The following is a 21,330-nucleotide window of genomic DNA, read 5'->3' as shown; positions in this document are numbered from 1 at the left end:
AATCGATTCGGTGTTACTGAATCGAAATATTCAAACCTTCAACCGTCGGTGATGCTGATCACATCACCTGGGTGACTCCGGTGGCACGAGCCCGCAGCGTTCCAATTCGTAGGCCGGAACCCGGTCGAATCGGTACTTCGCGAAGTCGAATGCCTGCTGAAAGTTCTGTTTGAATCGGGCCCAGGTCAGCTCGGAGCGGTACGACGTCAGCAGCTCCTGCGTTTCCGGGCAGGTGATGGCCAGCTTCGCGTCCGCAACCCAGTCCTCGTCGAGGAAGAACGGCAGCCACGGGCGAACGTCGATCATTCCCGTGTCCGCGACTACCCAGTCCGGATAGAGATTCTTGTCGTGCCCGATCCGGCCGTCCTCGAGTCGCTCGGTGTGAGCTGCCAGCGGGTACGCCAGCCCCATCTGATCGAGCACGCGGACGTCGAGGCCGACGTTCATGCTCGTCATTCCGAGGTTGAGGAAGAAGACGACGTGCTCGGCCGGCTCTTCGAGCGGTCCGGGCGGTGGGACGACGAACCAGGAGTCGTAGCTCGCCGACGGCAGCAGCAGCCCACCCTCCGGGGTGCGCGCGATGGTCTCGACCATGGCACGCATCCGCGGATAGTCGAGGTAGTCCTCGGCGAGGATCGGGTGCTTGTGACCGGTGTTGAGTGCGTAGAACGCGCGCTCGTCGACGATTCCCGAGCGACCCACCACGGAGCCTTCCGGCATACCCGTCGTGTTGGCGGCGAAGAAAGCCCAGATGATCGTGCCGATCCACAGCACCGCCGAGACACCGAAGATTGCGGTGTCTCGGTTACTGCCGAACGCTGACCGAGCGGGCACCCGCAACGGAATGACCGCGACCGGGATGAGCAGACAGAACAGCACCGGCAACAGGACGCGGCCGTGCATGAAGTCGCCGCCGACGCGCAGCGAGTAGATCCCGAGGATCAGCCCACTGCCGAGAATGAAGGTGACAATCGCCCGCGGGGTACGCAGGAACTGTTGAAAGCGCTGCCACAGGGGACGTGCTGGTTGATCGGTGGCGGTGGCAGGTGCATCCGCTCGGCTTCGCCACACGAGCAGCAGCGCACCGACGAGCAGGAACAGCAACGGCAACCAGAGAAGGTACGGCCCGACGAGGTTCCACAGGTACGCAAAACCCTGCGCCCACTTCGCGCCACCGGCGTCCTTCGACACCGCGGTATTCGGGTACGGCAAGGCGTAATAGCCCATTCGCCAGATCTGATAGGCCACCGGGACAAATCCGGCGACGACCACGATCAGCGTGCGAATCTTCCAGGTCAAGCCGGCGGAGAGAACGATCATCATCAACGCGGCAGCACCGGGAATCGCCATCTCGGGTCGAACCAGTGGTCCGAGACCGGCCACGAACGAGAGAGTCAGGATCGACGCCGTGGACGGCGTCGACGCCTGAGCCCACCGAACGAGCAGTAGCCACAGGAGCGCGATCCAGAAGATCACCAGGCACGTTTCGAGCCCGGACGTGGCGAAATCTCTCGCAGGCGGGACCGCGATGTAGACGAGAACACCTGCCGGGACCAGCAGGATCGTTCCTCCCGCCGACGGCCGAACGCCGCGGTACAGACGACCGGTGCCGAGCATCGCCAGCACGACGGCGGCCGTCGAGAGCACGAGCGCGATCGTCAGGACGACGTATTCGAGGCGGATCTGTGTGAGCCAACTGAACGCGTAGACGATGTACGTCCACGCGGTACTCGTGTTCGCCTCGACACGCTCACCCGCATTGAAGACCGGGCCGTTTCCCGCCAGCAGATTGCGGACGGTTCGTAAGACGATCAGTCCGTCGTCGGCGATCCAGCGACGCTCCCACGCACCCCAGAACATGAGGGCAGCAGCAAGCACCACCCCGCCGAGAAAAACTCCTCGACTGAGGGTGGTGCGATTCGCCGCAGTGTCGACGTGCGGGTCGGCCTCGGTGCGTGGCTCAGACGAGGTAGACAGCGACACCCACTACTCCGATCCACGCAATCGCGAGGAGTTGCAGCACCCGGTCACCGAGCGCGATCTCCTCAGGCTCTCCGGCTTCGCCGCCGTCGACGTCCACCGCGTATCGCAGCACCGCGATGGTGAACGGCACCATCGAGATGGCGTACCAGTTGGTGCCCTTGATGGCGTCCTGTTGGAACGCCCACAGTCCGTAGCAGAGGACCAGCGTCGTCGCTGCCATCGTCCACACGAAACGCAGGTACGTCATCGTGTAGCTCTCGAGGGACTTACGGATCTTCGCGCCGGTCTTCTCGGCCAACTGCAGCTCGGCGTAGCGCTTGCCTGCGGCCATGAAGAGCGAACCGAACGCCATCATCAGCAGGAACCACTGCGAGAGATCGATCTCGGCGGCAACGCCACCGGCGATCGCTCGGAGCAGGAAGCCGGACGAGACGATGCAGATGTCGATGACGGCTTGATGCTTCAGACCGAAGCAGTACGCGAGCTGAATGACGATGTACACGCCCATGACCACGGCGAGTTGCCAGTTGGCCAGGAAGGACAGTCCGATCGCGCCGGCCAGCAGTACGACTGCCATGCCGTAGGCGATATTGACGGGCAGAACTCCGGCCGCGATGGGGCGGAACCTCTTCGTGGGGTGTGCTCGGTCGGCTTCGACGTCCATCGCGTCGTTGACGAGGTAGATGCCCGATGCCGCCATACAGAACACGACGAACGCCAGCGCGACGGGCAGGAGCACGTCGGCTTCGGTGGCGGTTCCGGCCGCGATGGGCGCTGCCAGCACAAGGACGTTCTTGACCCACTGACGTGGGCGAAGCGCCTTGACGATGCCGGCGGGCAGCGACTTCGGGGGTCCGCTGACCGTAGCCGGTTCCTCGCTCATTTATCTCCACATTTCTGTTCGGCTCTGGCTTCTTCGACCCGGCGAACTACCGCCGCGGATGCGGCTCCCAGTGCCGCTCCGGCGAGTACGTCGGTCGGGTAGTGAACTCCCAGGACCAGACGCGAGAGCATCATCGGGGGCACCAGCAACGCCGGTAAGGGTAGCCCGGTAAGTCGACCGATCAGCACAGCCGCTGCCGTCGTCGACGTCGCGTGTGAAGACGGGAAGCTGAGCTTGCTCGGTGTCGAGACGTTGACCTGCACCGACGGATCTGAAGGCCGCTTGCGCCGGACGACTCGTTTGATCACCACGGAGGCGGCGTGTGCACCGAATGCTCCGACAGCTGCTCCGGCCCATTCGCGTCGACGCGGCTTGTCCACGGCAGCTCCGACGGCAGCGATCGCGATCCACCCGAGGGAGTGCTCACCGAAGTGAGACATACCGCGGGCGACCTTGACAGCTCCGGGCAGTTGCCCGACGGTCGATTGAATTCCGGCCAGAATCTGTACTTCAGGAGATACCGAAGACACGTTCCCACCTTTCCGTGCTGGTCAGTGAAGGAACGGCGTCCTGGTACTGCTTCTTGAGCTCAGGGAAACGTGCGGCGAGCTCGCGCCGCAAACGCATGGCTTCCTTGAGCAGTTCGAGGGCCTGCTTGGGGTTGCGCTTGCGGTAGACGACGCCGCGGCCGTCGGCGGTGGTGACGGTGACGCCGTCGACCTGTGAGAGCAGGTACCACCTGGCGTCGATGGTCGGCACGTTGAGCTGAGGACGCTCGTGATGCTCCGGGTGCGCAGGCTTGAGGTTGTGTACCACGGCCTTGCCGACGCGGACGATCTTCGCGACCGGATTGGTCGGCGCGCTCACGTCCCCGACCTCGGCGCCGGAGGGCAGCGGTAGCGCGGTCGCGGAGGGCACCACGACGGCGTCGGGGTACTCCTTGCGCTGCGCGTGGACCTCACCGAGTGCCGTCGGCAGCATGTTCGCGACGTGTTCCGGTCCGGCGAGGAAGTCCGCGATTGCCTTGTTCTGGATCGCGACGGTGGAGTACTCGAGGCACAGCAGGTGCTTGAGAGTCGCCTTCACCGTGTTGACGACAAGGCCGCGGCCGTTGCCCGGCATGTGGAGCGCGGCCACCACCAGACGGTTACGGAGGTGGAAGTACGCCTGCCAGTCGATGGCGTCGTCCTTGTCGCTCCAGGCCATGTGCCAGATCGCGGCACCGGGCAACGTGACGGTCGGGTATCCGGCTTCCTTTGCGCGCAAACCGTATTCGCAGTCGTCCCACTTGATGAACAGAGGCAGCGGCTGCTTGAGTTCTTCCGCGACCTGGCGCGGGATCATGCACATCCACCAGCCGTTGAAGTCGACGTCGATGCGGCGGTGCAGCAGTTTCGAATCTCGCAGCGAATTCTTGGAGAAATCGTGGTCGTATTCGACGTTCGGCGCGGCAGACCACATGAAGATCCCGCGGTTGACCACTTCACCCATCACGTGGAGGTGGCTGCGTTCCTGCAGGTTGAGCATTTGCCCACCCACCAGCATCGGCGACTTCGCGAAGCGCGAGAAAGCGAGCGCGCGAAGGATCGAGTCGGGTTCGATCTCGATGTCGTCGTCCATGAACAGGATGTGCTGGCACTGCGTGGTCTTGAGTGCCTCGTACATGATTCGGCTGTATCCGCCGGAGCCGCCGAGGTTGCCCTGATCGTGAATGGCGAGCCGATCACCAAGTGCTGCAGCAGCTTCGGCGAACCCGGGTTCGTCGCGCACCTTGCGGGTGCCCTGGTCCGGCATGATGACGGCCTTGATCACGTCCGACACCAGCGGATCCGAAGACAGCGCAGCCAGAGCCTTGACTGCGTCGGTCGGGCGATTGAACGTCGGAATACCAACGGCGACCGTCGCTTCGCCGGGAGCCTCGACGGGCGCGTACCAGCCACCACTTTCTACGACTACGGCTGTATCAGTGGTGATGTCGAACCAGATCCAGCCGCCGTCCTCGAACGGTGCCAGTTCCACCTCGAGTTCGACCGCGGCATCGCCGTCGGCAAATTCCTTGCCTTCCACGTGAATTCGCGAGGAGTCCGCCTTGGAACGGTAGACATCGACGCGGCCGTGTCCGGACAGTTCGAGCCGAAGGACCACAGATTTCAGGATGGACCAGCGACGCCAGTAGCTGGCGGGGAACGCGTTGAAGTACGTGGCGAAGGAGACCTCTGTCTCGGCTCCGAGCGCGACGGACGTACGCGAGGTGGAGTGCGCCCGACGACTGTTGGTCGAGGCTTCCTCCAGGTACAGCGTGCGAACGTCGAGTGGTTCGCCGGCGCGGGGAAGGATGATCCGAGAGAGCAGGGACTTGCCGAGGTAGGTCACCTCGTCGCCGGTGACGGTGTCTTCGCCTTCGAGTAGATGACGTGCGTTCATTCGTTCTCCCCTGCCAATTCCGCACCCGTTTCGAGATGCGGGCGCAGGGTGTTCTCGAACATGGTCAGCGCACTGGCGATTGCCATGTGCATGTCCAGGTACTGGTAGGTGCCGAGACGTCCACCGAAGAGGACCTTGTTCTCCGCGGTCTCCTTCTTGGCGCGTGAGCGGTACGCGGCGAGCTTCTCGCGATCCTCGGGCGTGTTGATCGGGTAGTACGGCTCGTCCTTCGCCTCCGCGGCACGTGAGAACTCACGCATGATGACGGTCTTGTCGGCCGGGTACTCGCGCTCCGGGTGGAAGTGACGGAACTCGTGGATGCGGGTGAACGGGACGTCCGCGTCGTTGTAGTTCATGACGGGGGTGCCCTGGAAGTCTCCGGTGGGCAGAACCTCGGTCTCGAAGTCGAGGGTGCGCCATCCGAGCGAACCTTCGGAGTAGTCGAAGTAGCGGTCGAGCGGGCCCGTGTAGATGACAGGTGCGTCGGGGCTGGCGGTGCGAAGTTCGTCGCGGACGTCGAAGTAATCGGTGTCGAGGCGGACCTCGATCTTCGGATCCTTTGCCATGTTCTCGAGCCACGCCGTGTAGCCGTCGACGGGCAGACCCTCGTACGTGTCGTTGAAGTAGCGGTTGTCGAAGTTGTAGCGGACCGGCAGGCGGCTGATGTTCGCCGCGGGCAGCTCGGTGGGGTCGGTCTGCCACTGCTTTGCGGTGTAGTCACGCACGAATGCTTCGTAGAGCGGGCGTCCGATCAGGGAGATCGCCTTCTCTTCGAGGTTGGAGGCATCCTTCGAGTCGATCTCGCTGGACTGCTCGGCGATGAGGGCGCGTGCTTCTTCGGGCGTGAAGTACCGACCGAAGAACTGCGACACGAGGCCGAGTCCCATCGGGAACTGGTACGCCTGTCCCTTGTGCAGCGCGAAGACGCGGTGCTGGTAGTTCGTGAACTCCGTGAACTGGGTGACGTAGTCCCAGACCTTCTTGTTGGAGGTGTGGAACAGGTGGGCACCGTACTTGTGGACCTCGATGCCGGTCTCCGGCTCTGCCTCCGAGTATGCGTTTCCCCCCAGGTGGTGACGGCGATCCAGCACCAGCACGCGCTTACCCAGTTGGGTAGCGGCACGCTCGGCGATGGTCAGCCCGAAGAATCCCGAACCGACGACGATCAGGTCGTACTGGGCACGGGCGGTCTCTGAATTTGCAGCGGTCACGATGAACCAGGGTATCGGACCTGTTCGGAAGCCGAGGGTTGGATGCGTCACCAGGGCCGATGCGGCAAGTCAGGACGCTGCGAGACCGACCAGACCCACGGCACTCGGCACACCCGTCGCATCGAAACCGATGGTGATCGGTTCGTCGACCGGAAAGTGCGCGGGAAGTAGAAGGAGTCCCTCCGACGCGCAGCGTTCGAGAAGTGCGCGGCGGGTGACCCTGGCGATGTCGGGGTCAGCGTCACCGCCCTGGCTGAGGTCCGGGTACAGAAACTGAATCGGATGGTGGATCACGTCGCCGGAGATGACGGCGCCACCGTCGGCGGTGCGAATCTCGATCACGATGTGACCGGGCGTGTGACCGGGCGCGCTGCGCACGACGACGCTTGTGCCTTCGGACTCGGCCAGGACATGACCGTCGTCGACTGCCGCCCACTTCGCCCCGTCCAGAACGGGACGGACGCTGTCCTCGAAGGTCTGTGCGAGATCCGAGACCACTCCTTCGTGTGGACCGTCGGCGGCGAGCTGTTCGAGCGCGGTCAGTTCGGTGCGGTCGAAAATGTAGGTCGCGCGGGGAAAGGTGGGCCGCCAGGTTTCGGCGTCGAGGTTGGTGTTCCAACCACAGTGATCGGGGTGCAGATGTGTGCTGACCACCAGATCCACGTCGTCCACGGCAACGCCGGTGGCTGCGAAGCGCGGGAGGTAGTCGGTGCCGAACATGTGATGCGGCAAGAGGTTCGGCCGGTGCTTGCTGTTGCCGTTGCCGGTGTCGACGACGATGGCCTTGCCGCCGATCTCCACCAGGTAGGTGTGGATGGCAAGTACGAGGTCACCGCTTTCCGCGTCGAAGAACTCCGGTGTCAGACGCACCGATACTTCCTCGATCTCCGTCTCACCCGCGTAGGGAAAAAGCTCTCGCGGCGGGAACGGCCAGTGCGCCAGTTCGGTCAGTTGGGTGATGCGCGCCGATCCGACGTCGATGGTGAAGCTCATCAGTGTTTGCCTTCCGAACAGCTCGATACCGCTTGTAGGCACACAAAGGGCACCCACCGAAATGCTCGGTGGGTGCCCGGTCGGTGTCAATGGTTTTCGACGCCGGTGATCAAAGACTCTTTGCGATGATGCCCTTCATCACTTCGTTGGCACCGGCGTAGATCTTCTGCACGCGGGAGTCCTCGTACATGCGCGCGATCGGGTACTCACGCATGTAGCCGTAGCCGCCGTAAAGCTGCACGCACCGGTCGACGACGGCGCATTGCTGTTCGGTGAGCCAGTACTTGACCATGGCGGCGTCGGCGCCGTCCAGCTCGCCGTTGAGATGATCCTCGATGCAATTGTCGAGGAACACGCGGCAGGTGCGTGCGATCGTCTGACACTCGGCCAGCTCGAAGGCGGTGTTCTGGAACTCGAAGAGACTGTGCCCGAACGCTTGACGCGCCTTGGTGTAGGCGACAGTCTCCTCGACTGCACGCTCGATGGTGCCGATGGCCTGCGCGCCGATGATGAGGCGTTCCTGCACCAACTGCGCCATCAGTTGGCCGAAACCGAGTCCCTCGGACTCGCCGAGGAGATTCGAGACCGGAACGCGAACGTCGGTGAAGGACAGCTCGGACGTATCGGCGCCGTGCTGACCGACTTTGTCGAGCACGCGGCCGACGGCAAAGCCTTCGCAGTCACGAAGATCCACGATCAAGAGCGAGACTCCCTTGGCCCCGGCCTTGGGATCGGTCTTGACGGCGAGCACGATCATGTCGGCGCTGCCACCGTTGGTGATGAAGGTCTTCGACCCGTTCACTACGTAGTGGTCACCGTCGCGGATCGCGGAGGTAGTGATGGCCTTGAGGTCGGAACCTGTTCCGGGCTCGGTCATTCCGATGGCGCCGAGGATTTCACCCGTGGCCATGCCAGGCAGCCAGGCCTTCTTCTGCTCTTCGTTGCCGTACTCGAGGACGTAGTGGGCGACGATGCCACTGTGCACCGAGTTGCCGAGTGCGTAGTCACCGCAATAGCCCTGCGCCTCGAAGACAGCGAGATCGTGCGCGAAAGTTCCACCGCCCCCGCCGTATTCCTCGGGAATCGAGCAGCACAGCAGGCCGAGCTTGCCGGCTTCGAGCCACACGGATCGGTCGACGCGATGCTGAGCGTCCCACTGCTCACGCTTGGCGATGAGTTCACGATCGAAGAAACCACGGGCCAGTTCGGCTACTGCGGTGATCTCGTCGTCGTGCCACGACGGCTTGCGCTTGGTCGCCATGATCAGACCCGCTTCAGCAGGGCTGCGAGTGCCTGTCCGCCGCCGATGCACATGGTGACGATGCCGAATTCGAGGTCGCGCCGGACCATGTCGCGGGCCGCGCGCAGGGTCAGGATGGCTCCGGTGGCGCCGACCGGGTGTCCGAGGGCGATTGCTCCGCCGTACGGGTTGGTCTTCTCCGGATCCAGGCCACTGTCACGGATGACGGCGATGGCCTGCGAAGCGAACGCCTCGTTGACCTCGGCGGTGCCGATGTCGGAGGGCTTCAATCCTGTTTGCGCAAAGAGCTTTTCGAGAGCGAGCACGGGAGCGTAGCCCATCAGGCCGGGCTCCATGGCTGCTGTCGTGACTGTTTCGAGCGTGACCAGTCCGGTGAGGCCGCGCTTGGCTGCCTCGGTGCCCGTCGCGAGGACGAGTGCGCCGGCGCCGTCGTTGATGCCCGACGCGTTACCGGCAGTGACGGATCCGCCCTCTTCGAATGCGGGGCGCAACTTGGCGAGGGTTTCGACGGTGGTTCCGGGCTTGGGATGCTCGTCCTCGGTGACTGTGACGGAGCGCCGACCACCGGTCTCGACGGGAGTGATTTCCTCGGCGAATGCTGCCTTCGCTGCGTCGGTAGCGGCGCGGCGCTGCGATTCGACGGCGAACTCGTCCTGCTGCTCGCGGCTGACGCCGTACTTGCGGGCGACGGCTTCGGCGGTGCGGCCCATGTGGGCTTTGCTGAACGGGTCGGTGAGCATGGCGACGGTGCCGTCGACGAGGCTGCGATCGCCGAGCTTGTAGCCGGATCGGGCAGCGAAGTCGTAGAAGGGCATGCGAGACATGCTCTCGTCGCCGCCGGCGAGGGTGATGGCAGCTGCGCCCCAGCGCATCTGCATCGCCGCAGACCACACGGCCTGCAGGCCGCTGCCACAGAGGCGGTTGACGGTGTAGGCAGGGACGTTCTCGGGCAGCCCGGCGGCGATGCCCACCCGTCGTGCGTTGTAGGCGTCGGGGCCGACCTGGCCGATGCAGCCCATGACGACCTCGTCGATGTCTTCGGGTGCAACGCCGGCGCGGCTCAGCGCGGCCTTGGCTGCTGCGGCGCCCAGCTCGTGTGCGGGGACGTCCTTGAAGACGCCACCGAAGCTACCGACGGGGGTCCTGGCCCCGTCGACGATGACGATCGGTTCGGGTGTGGTCATGATTGTCCCCATCTGCTGTGCTCACGTCGATTTCTTCGTCCGTGGCCGATACTAGGACATCGAAGTATCTCGCAGATGGGGACGTTGGTGTCAGGGTGTGGGAGCGCTCTCGGCCACCGGTACGACCTCGGTCTCGGTGGCTTCGGTGTCTTCGGGGTCTTTGTCGTTCCGATAGCGGTAGAGCCCGATACCCACGAGGATCGCTGCGAGTCCCAGGGACACGAACATCTGACTGCGAGTCGAGTCCAGAGTGAGCATGCCGATGCAGAGCGCGATGATGGCTGCGATCGTGGCGTAGGTCAGGTACGGGAAGAACCACATCTTCAGCTCCAGCTCCTGGCCCGACGCTTCGAGCTTGCGGCGAGTGCGCAACTGGGACACCGAGATGACGAGCCAGACGAACAGCGCGATCGCACCGGAGGAGTTGACCAGGAACAGGAAGACCTTGTCCGGGGAGAGGTAGTTCATGCCGACGGTCAGGAAGCCGACGATCGTCGAGACCAGAACCGCGCGCATGGGTACGCCGGTCTTCTCGATGCGTGAGAGCGACTTGGGGGCGTCGCCGCGACCGGCGAGGGAGAAGATCATGCGGCTCGCGGTGTAGAGACCGGAGTTGAGGCAGGACAGAACCGACGTGAGGACGACGACGTCCATGATGTTGCCTGCGGCCGGAATGCCGTAGGAGTCCATGACGGCGACGTACGGGCTGAGCGCGACGGACGCACTGTCCCAGGGAAGCAGCGTGACGACAACGGCGATCGAGCCGATGTAGAAGATGAGGATTCGCCAGACGACGGATTTGACGGCTGCGCGAACGGCTTCGAGCGGGTTGGCCGATTCACCGGCGGCGATGGTGGCGATTTCGGCGCCGAAGAACGAGAACACGACCACAAGGACTGCGGCGAGCATGGCTCCTGTTCCGTTCGGCAGGAAACCGCCGTGACCGGTCAGGTTGGTCATTCCGGGTGCTTCGACGCCCGGCATCCATCCGCAGATCGCCACGACACCCATGCCGAGGAACGCGATGATGGCGACAACCTTGATGGACGCGAACCAGAACTCGAACTCACCGAAGGACTTGACCGAGATGATGTTGGTCAGCGTCAGCACGATCATCAGAATCAATGCCCAGGTCCACTGGGGAACGCCGGGAACCCAGCGATTCATGATGAGGGCACCGGCGGTGGCCTCGATGCCGAGCACGATGATCCAGAACCACGCGTACAGCCAGCCGATCGAGAAGCCCGCCCAGCGGCCGATGGCCTTGTCGGCGTACGAGGAGAACGAGCCGGTTTCCGGCGACGCTGCCGACATCTCACCGAGCATGCGCATCACGAGGATGACGACGACGCCGGCGAGTGCGTAGGAAATCAGGACGCCTGGGCCCGTCTCCTGGATCGCCACACCGGAGCCGACGAACAGTCCGGCGCCGATGACGCCCGCGATCGCAATCATCGACAGATGCCGCTTCTTCAGCGTGTGCTGAAGTGCCGGCTGGTCTGTACTGGACATCAGTACTCCTTGTGGGCTGTTCGGGAGGTGGATCTTGGTGACGCTCTGCTGGAGCGCATTTTCGATAGCGCCAGTGTCGGACCTTCGGCAAGCTCGCGTCAGGCTCCACTTTGTACAAACGTGACCGCAGGCACTACAAAGTGGCGGGTTCGGGGTGCCAGACTGGACCCATGCCCATCACGCTCCGCCAACTCTGTGCGACCGACCAGTTCGGCCTCCGCGTCCTGGCCGGGCACGACCAGCTCGATCGCACCCTGACCTGGGCACATGTCTCCGAACTTCCCGATCCGACGCCCTTCCTCGACGGCGGCGAACTACTGCTCATCACCGGGGTGTCACTACCGACGACGGCCGCGGAAACGACCCGTTTCGTACGGACCCTGGTTGCGGCCGGAATTGCCGGAATCGGTTTCGGAACCGGCCTCGGATACGAGCAGGCGCCGCAGACTCTGGTGGATGCGGCCACCCGTTTCAGTGTGCCCCTTCTCGATGTCCCGTTGCGAACTCCCTTCATCGCGCTGACCAAAGCGGTCTCGAAGGCGCAATCCGACGACGACATGAAAGCGCTGCGCAGCAACTACCAGAGCCTGCGGCGACTGCTCCAGGCTGCGGTGACGGTCAACGGCACCCGGGCAGTCGTACGACGGGTGGCGGAATTGATCGGCGGATGGGCAGCACTGCTGGACTCGGCCGGTCATACCGTCGAGATCTCGCACACCGCCGCGGCCGCGGGAATCGAGCGAACGGCCCCTGAGCGCGATGCTCGCCCGATGGAGGTCAGCTTCCTCACGAGTGAGAACGAGGACGTCATCTCCCATCCCCTGCTGACGTCGAGGGGAAAGCTGATGGGATACCTCGTCGCCGGTTGCCCTGGCGCCGTCGGTTCGCTGAATCAGGGCATCGTCATCGCAGCCGCATCTCTGCTCACCTTGATGACGGCTCGGACCCGAGATGCGCAGTTGACGATGAACCACTTGCGCACCGTTGCGATGCATCAACTGTTCGAAGGCCAGAATGCGCTCGCCCGCAACATCTCCGGTGAACTATGGGGAGGATTTCCGGTCGAACCTTTCCAGGTCTTCCACGTAGCGGGTCCCAGCGGCCTGCTCGAGAGCGTGTCCGTCTCACTGCTCGACGGCCTCAGCCGCGATCTGGCCTTCGGCATCACCGACGGCGCACTGATCGCCGTAGTCTCGGCCACGGACAGTGGACGAATTCTCGCTCGTGTCAAGGAGATCGACGTAACCGTCGGCGTGTCGGACATGTTGTGGTGGGACGATCTTTCGCGCGCCAGACGCCAAGCCGCGCAGGCAGCAGCCGAGGCCGGCGCCCGCAACCTGCCCTCGATGCGGTTCGCCGAACTCTCGGAGAGTGGATTGTCCGCGTTTCTCGATCAGGATCGCTCGACGGCATTCGCGGCGGCACACTTGCGCCCGCTTCTGGAAGCGAAGGGCGGTAGCGATCTCTACCGGACATTGGCCATGTGGCTGGCACACAACGGGGTGGGCGACGCCGCGGCAACAGCGCTGAATATTCATCGACATACGTTGCGCAGCAGACTCGCTCGGATCGAGAGCCTTCTTCAGCTCGATCTCGGCTCCCCCACGGAACGCGCGGAGTTGTGGCTCGAGTACCGTCTGCTCGGCGACGCTCCGACCATCTGACAAGTCGACCGATATCCCCTGAAGCGACCTGAAGGGCCCCCACCGGATTGCGGCGGAGACCCTTCAGAGTCGATACGTGCGAGTCGCTACCGACCGACCTTCCCCTAGCTTCCGCCCGTCGGTATCCACTCGCGGAGCACGTTGGCATCAACTACCTGCGCACCCAAAACCTTTGTCCAGATGATGGTTCCGTTTTCGTAGACACGGAAAGTGCCTGCTTCGGAGGGCAACTGCATCTCCGGGCCGACAGGAGCACCGAGAGAGCCGGTTTCACCGCCGAGCTCCCGATACTTCTTCTCGATCTGCGTCTCCGTAACCGTACCCGATGGATCCTCGGATGGCGAATTGGATTCCGGCACTGTTGATTCCGAATCCGGTGCCACTACCACACCCGCACCGTCACCGATGGTGAACCAGTCCGATTTCAGGCCGAGTTTCTGACGGAACTGCATTCCGGTCGCGCCGACCGTGCCGCTTGTACCGACTACCTCGACTGCCGTCACTCGTCCACCGTCGGTGCCGAATCCGTTGCGCGAGAGAATCTTGAGCGATTGCAGCGCGCCGACCCCGAAGGCGTCCGCAATCTGCCCTGCGGTCAGATTCACGGTCCAATCGTGATTGGGAGACAGTGCGTCGCCAAGATCTTCGACGGCCGGGAACTCACCGCCGGAGCTGTAACCTCCTGTGGACGAGGAGAATTCAGTGGCCACGATCTTGCCGTCACGTGACAGAACGGCGCCGACGGTGGAGCGAACCGCTTCGGTGGTGCGGGGATCTTCCTTACCCGCCCCGCCGTACACCTGGCAGTCCTGTGTGTCGCAGGTGTCGGCATACGAGGACCGATGTTCGGTTGCAGCGTACGATCGCGCTGCCACGGCTTGAGCCCGGAGTGCTTCGGCCCCACCGGAATCGGCCCATTCCGCCTTTGCCTCCACCGGTACTACGCCGAGCAGGTAATCCTCCATGTCGAGAAGATTCACCGTCCGCGCCGAGTCGTTGTCGAGCACGACGCCGAGGGCACCACGATAGGGCGCGTCGTTGTCGCACAGCTTCAGGAGCTGGTCGGCGGGTCGATCAGGACCGAGATCCACCGGGTCCACCCACGGATGATCGGTGACCGCTTCCCAGACGACCCCACCACCACATCCACTGGTGACGACCACTTGTGCACCGCCACCGGGCAGTGCAGTGAGGTGGGCGGCCTCGCCGGGCGCGGTGCGCTGGCCGTTGACCACCAGGCCGGCGTCGGAGTAGACGTCGAGCGTCGAGTTGTCCTGGGCCGTGAGCCGCACACTCATCTGCGCGGGCGGAATGGAGTCCAGGACAGTTCCGCCGTAGTAGTGACTGAGGATTCGCTCGCCGGACCACCCGTCATTCTTGGCATAGCCGTAAGCGCCCCACTGGCCCATTCCGCGGCCGTGTCCGTTGCCGTGACCGGAGAGCGTGAATTGTGTATCGGCGGCGACGGCGTGCAAAATCGACGGCTCGTCAGCGCGGATTTGCGTGAAACCTCCGATCGCGACGCCGAGTGCGAGAGCTGGAACGAGTCCGAGGACCGAGACCCGCATCAGTGAGGTTCGCCTCCCGGGTCCGCCCACCAGAAAGCGACCTGCGCGACCGGACACAGGCTTCTTACCTGCAGTTCCGCTTCTTCCGCTTCTCGCCATCAATGCTCTCCTCATCGCTACCGGCCTCACGAGTCCGCGAAGTCGGTACTCCGCGCGCAGGCCAGTCCACAACGATTTAACTAAAGTCTCACCCTAAGGTTGAGCGTTATGGACTTTTGTGACTAGTGTGGCAAGAGTGTTTGGAGTTAGCAACACCAGTCACACGAGTCACACCAGCATCACGAGTTGCAGACGTACGCGTCCGAAAACTGGAGTTCAACCCCAGAACATGGCATCCGACCTGCTCGGATCCGGTTTTGAAGGATTCCGTTCACGGCCGTCATCGGCCCTGAAGTTCGCTCGCAAGTAACTACAACCGAGGAGTAATCCCTTGCCACACCGTCGACCGAAGCCCTCGCTCGTACTCGGGGCTGTAGCCGCAGTGGCTGTCGCAAGTCCTTTTGCGGTCTACGGCTTCACGAGCACTACGTCCGATGTACGTTCCGCGAACGAAACGACGTCAGTAGCAGTGCCGACCCAGATCGCAGAGGTGCTCCTCGCGTCGGTGCCCGACATCATCATTCCGGTCAAGGAGCTGACCGGTCTCGATCTCCCCGACATCAACCTCGGTGATCTGAGAAATCTCAAGCTCCCGACCGAAATCCCGCTACCTCCCGGGATCACGCTGCCGACCGAGCTGTTCCCGGCACCCGCTGCTCCCGGCGGCCCGACCGAGACCGCTCCGGTTCCTTCCCTGGAAGAGCCAGGCGCTGTGGTCAAGGAAGTCACCCGCGACTCTCCGTTCAGCATGGTCGCGTTGACCTCGGACACGATCGCCTCGGCGCAGTCCAAGGTCCGCGCCCTCGCCGAAGACGGCACCTGGGGCCCGTGGTTCACCCCTGACGCCATCGACTCCGCCAGCTCGGATCAGGCCACCAACTCCGGCACCGCCACCGAACCGGTCTTCGTCGGCGCCACCAAGTCCATCCAGATCCTCACCCCGCAGGGTGCCGCTGCCCCCGCAGCCGAGGCTGTGCCGGTTCCGGCTCCGGAAGCAGCACCCGTGCCGGAAGCCGCACCGGCTCCGGAAGCCGCACCCGCTGAGGCGCCTGCGCCTGCTGAAGCACCCGCGGCCACCGGCGAACTCGGGTACACCCCAGCTTCGGTGTCCAAGCCGCTTCGCCAGGTGACGACGGCAGCAGATGCCGTCACCGCCGTGTTGATCGACCCGGGTGCCAGCGAGGCAGACAGCAATCTGCAGGCCGTCGCAGCGCCGCTCGGCGGCAGCGGACCGTCCGTCATCACCCGCGCACAGTGGGGCGCAGACGAGTCACTTCGGTGCGACTCCCCCACGTACGACGACTTCATCGGCGGCGCGACCGTTCACCACACCGCGGGTAGCAACAACTACACCAAGGAAGAATCGGCCGGCATCGTCCGCTCGATCTACGCCTACCACGCACGGACTCTCGGCTGGTGCGACGTCGGATACAACGTCCTCGTCGACAAGTACGGTCAGACCTTCGAAGGCCGCGCAGGCGGACTCGACAAGGCAGTGCAGGGCGCACACGCCGGCGGCTTCAACGAGAACACCACCGGTATCGCGATGATGGGTGACTACTCCACCGTCGAGCCTTCGCAGGCGACGCTCAACGCCGTCGGCAAGTTCCTCGGTTGGAAGCTCGGCATGGCTGGACTCGATCCCAAGGGCCGAACGACGATGTACTCCGAGGGCACCGAGTTCACGCCGTACCCGCAAGGCGCAGCAGTCGATCTGCCGATCATCTTCGCGCACCGCGACGTCGGAAACACGGCTTGCCCTGGCGATGCCGCATACGCACACATGAACGACATCCGGAACATCGCGGCCGCGAACATCGGGGGATCGTTGAACCCGTCGAACCCCTCCAATCCGTCGACGCCTGCGCCCAAGCCGACCACTCCGGTCGACACGGTCACCGGTGGCACCGGATCGTCGATCCCGGATCTGGTCACCCAGATTCTGAAGATCACCGACAATTCACCGCTCGCGCAGAAGTGGATCGCCGAAGGTGGTGACCTCGGACGCCTCGGCCAGGCGCTGTCCGGAATCCTGCAGGCGAAACTCGGCAACCAGGGTGCGTTGTTCCAGAACGGCGCTGTTTACACCTCACCCAACGGCGGAGTGTTCACCGTGCTCGGCGAGATCTTCAAGTCGTGGCAGAGCTTCGGTTCCGACGCTGGTGAACTCGGATTGCCGATCTCGGACGAGTACTCGATCCCGGACGGCCTGCGCAGCGATTTCGAGAACGGTTCGCTGATCTTCAACCAGATCACGGGCATGGTCACCAAGGTCCTCAAGACCTACAACGAAACCTTTGCCCAGGAAATGGCCAACAGCGCGCCTGTCGGCTGACAGTCGAGCAGTACACGTCCTCGGGCGCTGGTGGGTTCTACGACCACCAGCGCTCGAGGACTTTTGCGACCCCGTTCTCCGAATTGGTGTCCGTGACCTCGTCGGCTGCGGCTTTGGCTTCGGGGTGAGCGTTCCCCATGGCCACGCCGAGGCGTGCCATCCCCAGCATCGGGATGTCGTTGGGCATGTCCCCGAAGGCAACCAGACCCGACAGGTCGAAACCGAACCGCTCCGCGGCGGCAACCAGTCCCGATGCCTTCGTGATTCCCGGCGCCGAAAGTTCGATCAGTCCGTTCTCGGTGGAATACGTCATGTCGGCGAGCGCACCGACGTGTGGGGCGAGCGTGTCGTACATCGCCGTGCTGGTCATGCCCGGACGACGAATCAGGAGTTTGACGGCAGGCGCCGCAAGCACTTCGTCCTCGGACATCTCGGTGTTGTCCGGATTGAGCCAGGCGTGTTCGTAATCCGGTGAGCTGACGAACTGCGGAGTGGCGGCGTCATGTGCGCTCTCCCCCACCCGTTCCGCGGCCAAACCCGACCCGGGGAGTGCGACCAAAGCCAGTTCGGAGAGTTCGGTGAGTGCGTCGACCGACAAGGTCGCGGCACTGAGGACGCGGTCGGCGTAGCTGTCGTACACAACGGCTCCGTTGGCGCAGACGGCGAGTGGCGCGTATCCCAAGCCTTCGACGACGGGCGAAATCCAACGCGGAGGACGCCCGGTTGCCAGTAGGAACGGCGTGCCGGATTCGACGACGGCATGCACGGCGGCGCGGGTGCGGGCGCTGACCAACTCGTCGTGATCGATCAGGGTGCCGTCGACATCGGAGGCGACCAAGGTCGGGCGGTCAGGGCTGATACGACGGTCTGGGCTCACACCGCCATTGTGCCCGTCCGGTACGACGGTCTCGTTCAGCGCGCCCGCTTCGCGCGTCCGCACCGCACCGGACATCGCGAAACCTCGAGAGATTCGCACAAATCGCATTTCAGTCCGACCGGTCTGGTATCTATTGCGGGAGAACACGACTTTCACAAAGGGAGAAACGCCCATGTCCGTGCCGCCCGATCTGCCCCCGCCGCCCTACGGGAACTCCCAGCCCTATGGGAACTCCCAGCCTTACGGGAACTCGCAGCCTCAATTCCAGGTGCCTCCGCCGCAACCGCAACCTGAGAAGAAGTCGAGGAAGTGGCCGTGGATTGCCGGTGCGGTCGTCGTGTTGCTCGTCGTCGCAGGCCTCCTCGGTGGACGCGACAAGGACGACTCGAAGTCCACCGCTGCACCGACCACCACCGCTGCACCGACTACCACTGCTTCTACGACGCCTGCAGCTGTCGCACCGATCGTCAGTGCGCCGCCCGCTGCTCCCGCCCCGCCGTCCAGCAAGGTGGCGGCGCCCACGACGACCACTTACCAGGCGCCTGCACCTGTGGTCACTCCGACAGTTGCGCCTGCCCCGGCCAGGCCGCAGGTCAGTTCCGGTCAGCGAAACGCCGTCCGATCTGCCCAGCAGTACATCGACATGACTGCCTTCTCCCGCAGCGGACTGATCGAACAGCTCGAGTACGAAGGGTTCTCCACCGAGGATGCGACGTACGCGGTGGATAATTTGAACGCGGACTGGAACAAGCAGGCTGCACTGAGCGCCGAGCAATACCTCGAGATGACGTCGTTCTCCAGGTCCGGACTGATCGAGCAGCTCGAATACGAGGGCTTCACGAGTGCGCAGGCCGAGTACGGAGCTGACGCCGTGTACTGACGCATCAGCGCACAGCGCCCTTCTCTCAACGCGCCCGCTTCGCTCGTTCCTGTGCGTCCATTGCGGCGGCTTCCTCCGGTGTGGGTGCGCCACCGCCGAGTCGCCGCGGCACCCAGTACGCCCCGGGCTCGTGCACGAACCCGTCCTGCACGTGGCGCAGGATTGCATCCATCTCGATGCGCAGGATCTCGCTCAATGCTTCGGCGGGCTCGACCGGATCGATCGGTGCGCCCACTTCCACCGAGATCGGGAAGCGATTGCGGCCCAGATTCTTCGGTCCACCCTTGGTGACGATCCGCTGGGCGCCCCAGACGATGAGCGGAATGATCGGAACACCGGCGTCGATGGCCATCCGAGCTGCCCCGGATTTCATTTCCTTGATCTCGAAGCTCCGGCTGATCGTCGCCTCCGGGTAGACGCCCACCAACTCGCCCCGCTTCAGGGCGTCGACTCCGGCTCGATACGCCTGCGCTCCGGCAGAGCGATCGACTTCGATGACTCCGCATCCACGCATGAGGAAGCCGAGTACCTTGTTGTCCGCCAACTCGGCCTTGGCCATCACCCTGAGCTTGCGTTTTGCGGTGCCGACCGCCAGAGCGGCCGGGATGAAATCGAGGTAGCTCGTGTGGTTGATCGCGATGACGGCGCCACCGGACACCGGGACGTTCTCAGTCCCGGTGCGGGTGACCTTCACACCCTGGAAACCGCTCAGACCACGCGCGACTACCTCGACGGCGGTGTAAACGGGTTCGAAGGGCATGGGTCAGCCTTCGGACTTCCGCGCCTCGCGAGCTTTGGCCTTTGCCGCGGCTTCGTCGGCGTCCATCTTGTCCGCCTGCTCGAGCGTCGGCGCGCTGCCACCGAGGCGGGCCGGCACCCAGTACTCGCCTGCCGGATGGTCGTAGTTCTTCTGCAGATCGAGCAGCAACTCCTGCATTGTCGAGTGCAGCTTCGCCGTCAGCTCACTCGCCGGCTCGAAGGGCGCGATCGGCTCGCCGACGGCAATGGAGATAGGAGTGTTGGTGCGGCCCAAACGCTTCGGATAACCCTTCGTCCAGACGCGCTGAGCGCCCCAGATGACGACGGGAACGATCGGGACGCCGGCCTCGATCGCCATCCGGGCGGCGCCGGACTTGAATTCCTTGATTTCGAAGCTCCGACTGATCGTGGCTTCGGGGTACACACCCACCAATTCGCCGCGCTTGAGGAAATCGACGGCTGCCTTGTAGGAGTCGGCGCCCGCGCCGCGGTCGACCGGGATGTGCTTGAGGGCCCGCATGATCGGTCCGGAGATCTTGTTGTCGAAGACTTCCTTCTTCGCCATGAACCTGATGTAGCGCTTCGGGGTCCGCGCCGGCAGTCCCGCATATGTGAAGTCCATGTATCCGGTGTGGTTGATCGCGATCACGGCGCCACCGGACGCCGGGATGTTCTGCTCGCCCTTGACGGAGAACTTCAGGCCCTCGAAAGCGAAGACGGTACGGGCGATGCCGATGACTGTTCTGTAAACGGGATCCACAGTTCGCTAGCGTAGACGGGAATCCGTGATCTGACCCGCAGCAGTTATGGGGTGGATGTTGGTCAGAATGTCGCAAAAGGGGCGTACGAACGAATGAAGTCGGCAGGACGAGCGGCAGTGGGGGCAGTCGCACTCGCCATGACGTTGGCGATAACCGCATGTGAGGACGACGGACGGACGGGAATCCTGACCGACGAACCGTCTCCGCCCACGACTGAAACCACGACGACAACCACTCTCGCGCCCACGACGACTATTGCGCCCGCCGCGCCGGTCGCGCCACCGCCGGTTAGTGACGTACCCGGCAATCCGGCCGCTGCGCCGGCCTTGGCAGCCTGGGCGACGGACCTGGTGTCTTTGGACGTGGACGCGCTCACCAACGCGTGCTGGACGATGCCGCCCACCACGGTCGCCGACCGATACTCGGATGTGCCCGCCATCCTGACGGCCATCTCGGCACCAGGTATCGACGGCCAGTACGCGGTCACGTGGAGTGGCGGCGGACTCTCCGTCGCCGCCAAGCGCTCGGAGATCGCCTCCGGATATGCGTGCCCGTTCGTCTTCCCTGCGGGGCAATCCAATTTCTACACCCCGGCTGACGCATCCCATGCAGTCGTCAGGTTTCTCTCGCGCGCAACCGGACGGCCGGTCAACACCCGTGACGTCGAGACGTTCTATCCGCTGATCTGCCCCGGCAACGGTCCGTGGGATCCGGACGGCACCGGGGCCACCGGACAACCGCCGCTCAAGCTCGACCCGAATCAGCTGGCCGGTATCAAGTCTTTTGATGCCGAAGCTGCAACAGTCACTCCGGTTCGCGGCGACTACGTCCGTGTCACCCTGCCCGTCAGCGACGGAACCGGTAACTCACGCTCGATGCAGTTCACCCTGTCGATCGGCCCCGAGGGATATTGCCTCGGGGCCGCGACCTGAGCTG

17 protein-coding genes are annotated in these 21,330 nt (G+C 63.9%); 4 read left to right on the top strand and 13 right to left on the bottom strand.

From position 1 onward, the window contains the following. Positions 1-63: 63 nt before the first annotated feature. The 9 genes from zomB to ACFQ6H_RS00890 form a co-directional block, all read right to left on the bottom strand. Entirely contained in the window at positions 64-1,983 is a 1,920-nt protein-coding gene (zomB, locus tag ACFQ6H_RS00930) for a flagellar motor control protein ZomB (RefSeq protein ID WP_378642804.1), read from the bottom strand. Further along, positions 1,961-2,866, bottom strand: coding sequence for a decaprenyl-phosphate phosphoribosyltransferase (locus ACFQ6H_RS00925; RefSeq protein ID WP_003943808.1), 906 nt, complete (start codon positions 2,864-2,866; stop codon positions 1,961-1,963). Before ACFQ6H_RS00925 ends, zomB begins: the two co-directional genes overlap by 23 nt. Beyond that, positions 2,863-3,396 carry a phosphatase PAP2 family protein gene (locus tag ACFQ6H_RS00920; protein ID WP_378540801.1) on the bottom strand — a complete coding sequence of 178 codons (534 nt, stop codon included), beginning with the start codon at positions 3,394-3,396 and terminating at the stop codon, positions 2,863-2,865. Before ACFQ6H_RS00920 ends, ACFQ6H_RS00925 begins: the two co-directional genes overlap by 4 nt. Next, positions 3,377-5,290, bottom strand: coding sequence for a glycosyltransferase (locus tag ACFQ6H_RS00915; protein WP_378642800.1), 1,914 nt, complete (start codon positions 5,288-5,290; stop codon positions 3,377-3,379). Before ACFQ6H_RS00915 ends, ACFQ6H_RS00920 begins: the two co-directional genes overlap by 20 nt. Continuing rightward, on the bottom strand, positions 5,287-6,501 hold the full coding sequence (glf, locus tag ACFQ6H_RS00910) for a UDP-galactopyranose mutase (RefSeq protein WP_378642797.1): 1,215 nt from the start codon (positions 6,499-6,501) through the stop codon (positions 5,287-5,289). The genes ACFQ6H_RS00915 and glf overlap by 4 nt, the downstream gene beginning before the upstream one ends. A 69-nt stretch (positions 6,502-6,570) precedes the next feature. Next, positions 6,571-7,494, bottom strand: coding sequence for an MBL fold metallo-hydrolase (locus ACFQ6H_RS00905; RefSeq protein ID WP_378642792.1), 924 nt, complete (start codon positions 7,492-7,494; stop codon positions 6,571-6,573). Between the two features lie 109 nt (positions 7,495-7,603). Next, positions 7,604-8,755, bottom strand: a complete 1,152-nt coding sequence (locus tag ACFQ6H_RS00900) for an acyl-CoA dehydrogenase family protein (RefSeq protein ID WP_283306458.1) — start codon at positions 8,753-8,755, stop codon at positions 7,604-7,606. A gap of 2 nt (positions 8,756-8,757) precedes the next feature. Continuing rightward, complete coding sequence (locus tag ACFQ6H_RS00895) at positions 8,758-9,939, bottom strand: thiolase family protein (RefSeq protein ID WP_007731825.1); 1,182 nt, start codon at positions 9,937-9,939, stop codon at positions 8,758-8,760. Between the two features lie 90 nt (positions 9,940-10,029). Continuing rightward, the gene (locus tag ACFQ6H_RS00890) at positions 10,030-11,451 is read right to left on the bottom strand and encodes an amino acid permease (RefSeq protein WP_378642788.1); all 1,422 of its coding nucleotides are present in this window, start codon (positions 11,449-11,451) and stop codon (positions 10,030-10,032) included. A gap of 170 nt (positions 11,452-11,621) precedes the next feature. On the opposite strand from ACFQ6H_RS00890, the gene ACFQ6H_RS00885 reads away from it, so the two are divergent. Then, positions 11,622-13,115: a PucR family transcriptional regulator gene (locus tag ACFQ6H_RS00885; protein WP_378642783.1), complete on the top strand. Its 1,494-nt coding sequence runs from the start codon at positions 11,622-11,624 to the stop codon at positions 13,113-13,115. Positions 13,116-13,219: 104 nt separating this feature from the next. Here the strand turns inward: ACFQ6H_RS00885 and ACFQ6H_RS00880 are convergent, their stop codons facing one another. Beyond that, complete coding sequence (locus ACFQ6H_RS00880) at positions 13,220-14,782, bottom strand: SpoIID/LytB domain-containing protein (RefSeq protein ID WP_378642779.1); 1,563 nt, start codon at positions 14,780-14,782, stop codon at positions 13,220-13,222. Between the two features lie 331 nt (positions 14,783-15,113). Here ACFQ6H_RS00880 and ACFQ6H_RS00875 point away from each other — a divergent pair, with 331 nt between their 5' ends. Continuing rightward, complete coding sequence (locus ACFQ6H_RS00875) at positions 15,114-17,117, top strand: N-acetylmuramoyl-L-alanine amidase (protein WP_378642772.1); 2,004 nt, start codon at positions 15,114-15,116, stop codon at positions 17,115-17,117. Positions 17,118-17,154: 37 nt separating this feature from the next. On the opposite strand, the gene ACFQ6H_RS00870 is transcribed toward ACFQ6H_RS00875, so the two are convergent. Continuing rightward, entirely contained in the window at positions 17,155-17,976 is an 822-nt protein-coding gene (locus tag ACFQ6H_RS00870) for an HAD family hydrolase (protein ID WP_378445767.1), read from the bottom strand. A gap of 190 nt (positions 17,977-18,166) precedes the next feature. Here ACFQ6H_RS00870 and ACFQ6H_RS00865 point away from each other — a divergent pair, with 190 nt between their 5' ends. Continuing rightward, a complete protein-coding gene (locus ACFQ6H_RS00865) occupies positions 18,167-18,874 on the top strand; it encodes an Ltp family lipoprotein (RefSeq protein WP_378642769.1) in 708 nt (235 codons plus the stop codon). Positions 18,875-18,899: 25 nt separating this feature from the next. On the opposite strand, the gene ACFQ6H_RS00860 is transcribed toward ACFQ6H_RS00865, so the two are convergent. Both ACFQ6H_RS00860 and ACFQ6H_RS00855 read right to left on the bottom strand, forming a co-directional pair. Further along, entirely contained in the window at positions 18,900-19,634 is a 735-nt protein-coding gene (locus ACFQ6H_RS00860; RefSeq protein WP_378642765.1) for a lysophospholipid acyltransferase family protein, read from the bottom strand. A gap of 3 nt (positions 19,635-19,637) precedes the next feature. Beyond that, a complete protein-coding gene (locus ACFQ6H_RS00855; protein ID WP_230817678.1) occupies positions 19,638-20,393 on the bottom strand; it encodes a 1-acyl-sn-glycerol-3-phosphate acyltransferase in 756 nt (251 codons plus the stop codon). A 93-nt stretch (positions 20,394-20,486) separates the two neighbouring features. On the opposite strand from ACFQ6H_RS00855, the gene ACFQ6H_RS00850 reads away from it, so the two are divergent. After that, positions 20,487-21,326 (top strand): hypothetical protein, encoded by an 840-nt coding sequence (locus ACFQ6H_RS00850; RefSeq protein WP_378642762.1) that lies wholly within the window; start codon positions 20,487-20,489, stop codon positions 21,324-21,326. Positions 21,327-21,330: the final 4 nt, after the last annotated feature.

This window comes from Rhodococcus sp. NPDC056506, from assembly GCF_042794945.1.
In the GTDB taxonomy this organism is placed as follows: Bacteria; Actinomycetota; Actinomycetes; order Mycobacteriales; family Mycobacteriaceae; genus Rhodococcus_F.
This window is presented reverse-complemented; position numbering and strand designations above follow the sequence as displayed.

Coding starts and splice junctions, on each gene's coding strand:
- ACFQ6H_RS00925 (WP_003943808.1), bottom strand. CDS start 2,866: ATGAGCGAGGAACCGGCTACGGTCAGCGGACCCCCGAAGTCGCTGCCC.
- ACFQ6H_RS00915 (WP_378642800.1), bottom strand. CDS start 5,290: ATGAACGCACGTCATCTACTCGAAGGCGAAGACACCGTCACCGGCGAC.
- ACFQ6H_RS00905 (WP_378642792.1), bottom strand. CDS start 7,494: ATGAGCTTCACCATCGACGTCGGATCGGCGCGCATCACCCAACTGACC.
- ACFQ6H_RS00900 (WP_283306458.1), bottom strand. CDS start 8,755: ATGGCGACCAAGCGCAAGCCGTCGTGGCACGACGACGAGATCACCGCA.
- ACFQ6H_RS00895 (WP_007731825.1), bottom strand. CDS start 9,939: ATGACCACACCCGAACCGATCGTCATCGTCGACGGGGCCAGGACCCCC.
- ACFQ6H_RS00890 (WP_378642788.1), bottom strand. CDS start 11,451: ATGTCCAGTACAGACCAGCCGGCACTTCAGCACACGCTGAAGAAGCGG.
- ACFQ6H_RS00885 (WP_378642783.1), top strand. CDS start 11,622: ATGCCCATCACGCTCCGCCAACTCTGTGCGACCGACCAGTTCGGCCTC.
- ACFQ6H_RS00880 (WP_378642779.1), bottom strand. CDS start 14,782: ATGGCGAGAAGCGGAAGAAGCGGAACTGCAGGTAAGAAGCCTGTGTCC.
- ACFQ6H_RS00865 (WP_378642769.1), top strand. CDS start 18,167: ATGTCCGTGCCGCCCGATCTGCCCCCGCCGCCCTACGGGAACTCCCAG.
- ACFQ6H_RS00860 (WP_378642765.1), bottom strand. CDS start 19,634: ATGCCCTTCGAACCCGTTTACACCGCCGTCGAGGTAGTCGCGCGTGGT.
- ACFQ6H_RS00850 (WP_378642762.1), top strand. CDS start 20,487: ATGAAGTCGGCAGGACGAGCGGCAGTGGGGGCAGTCGCACTCGCCATG.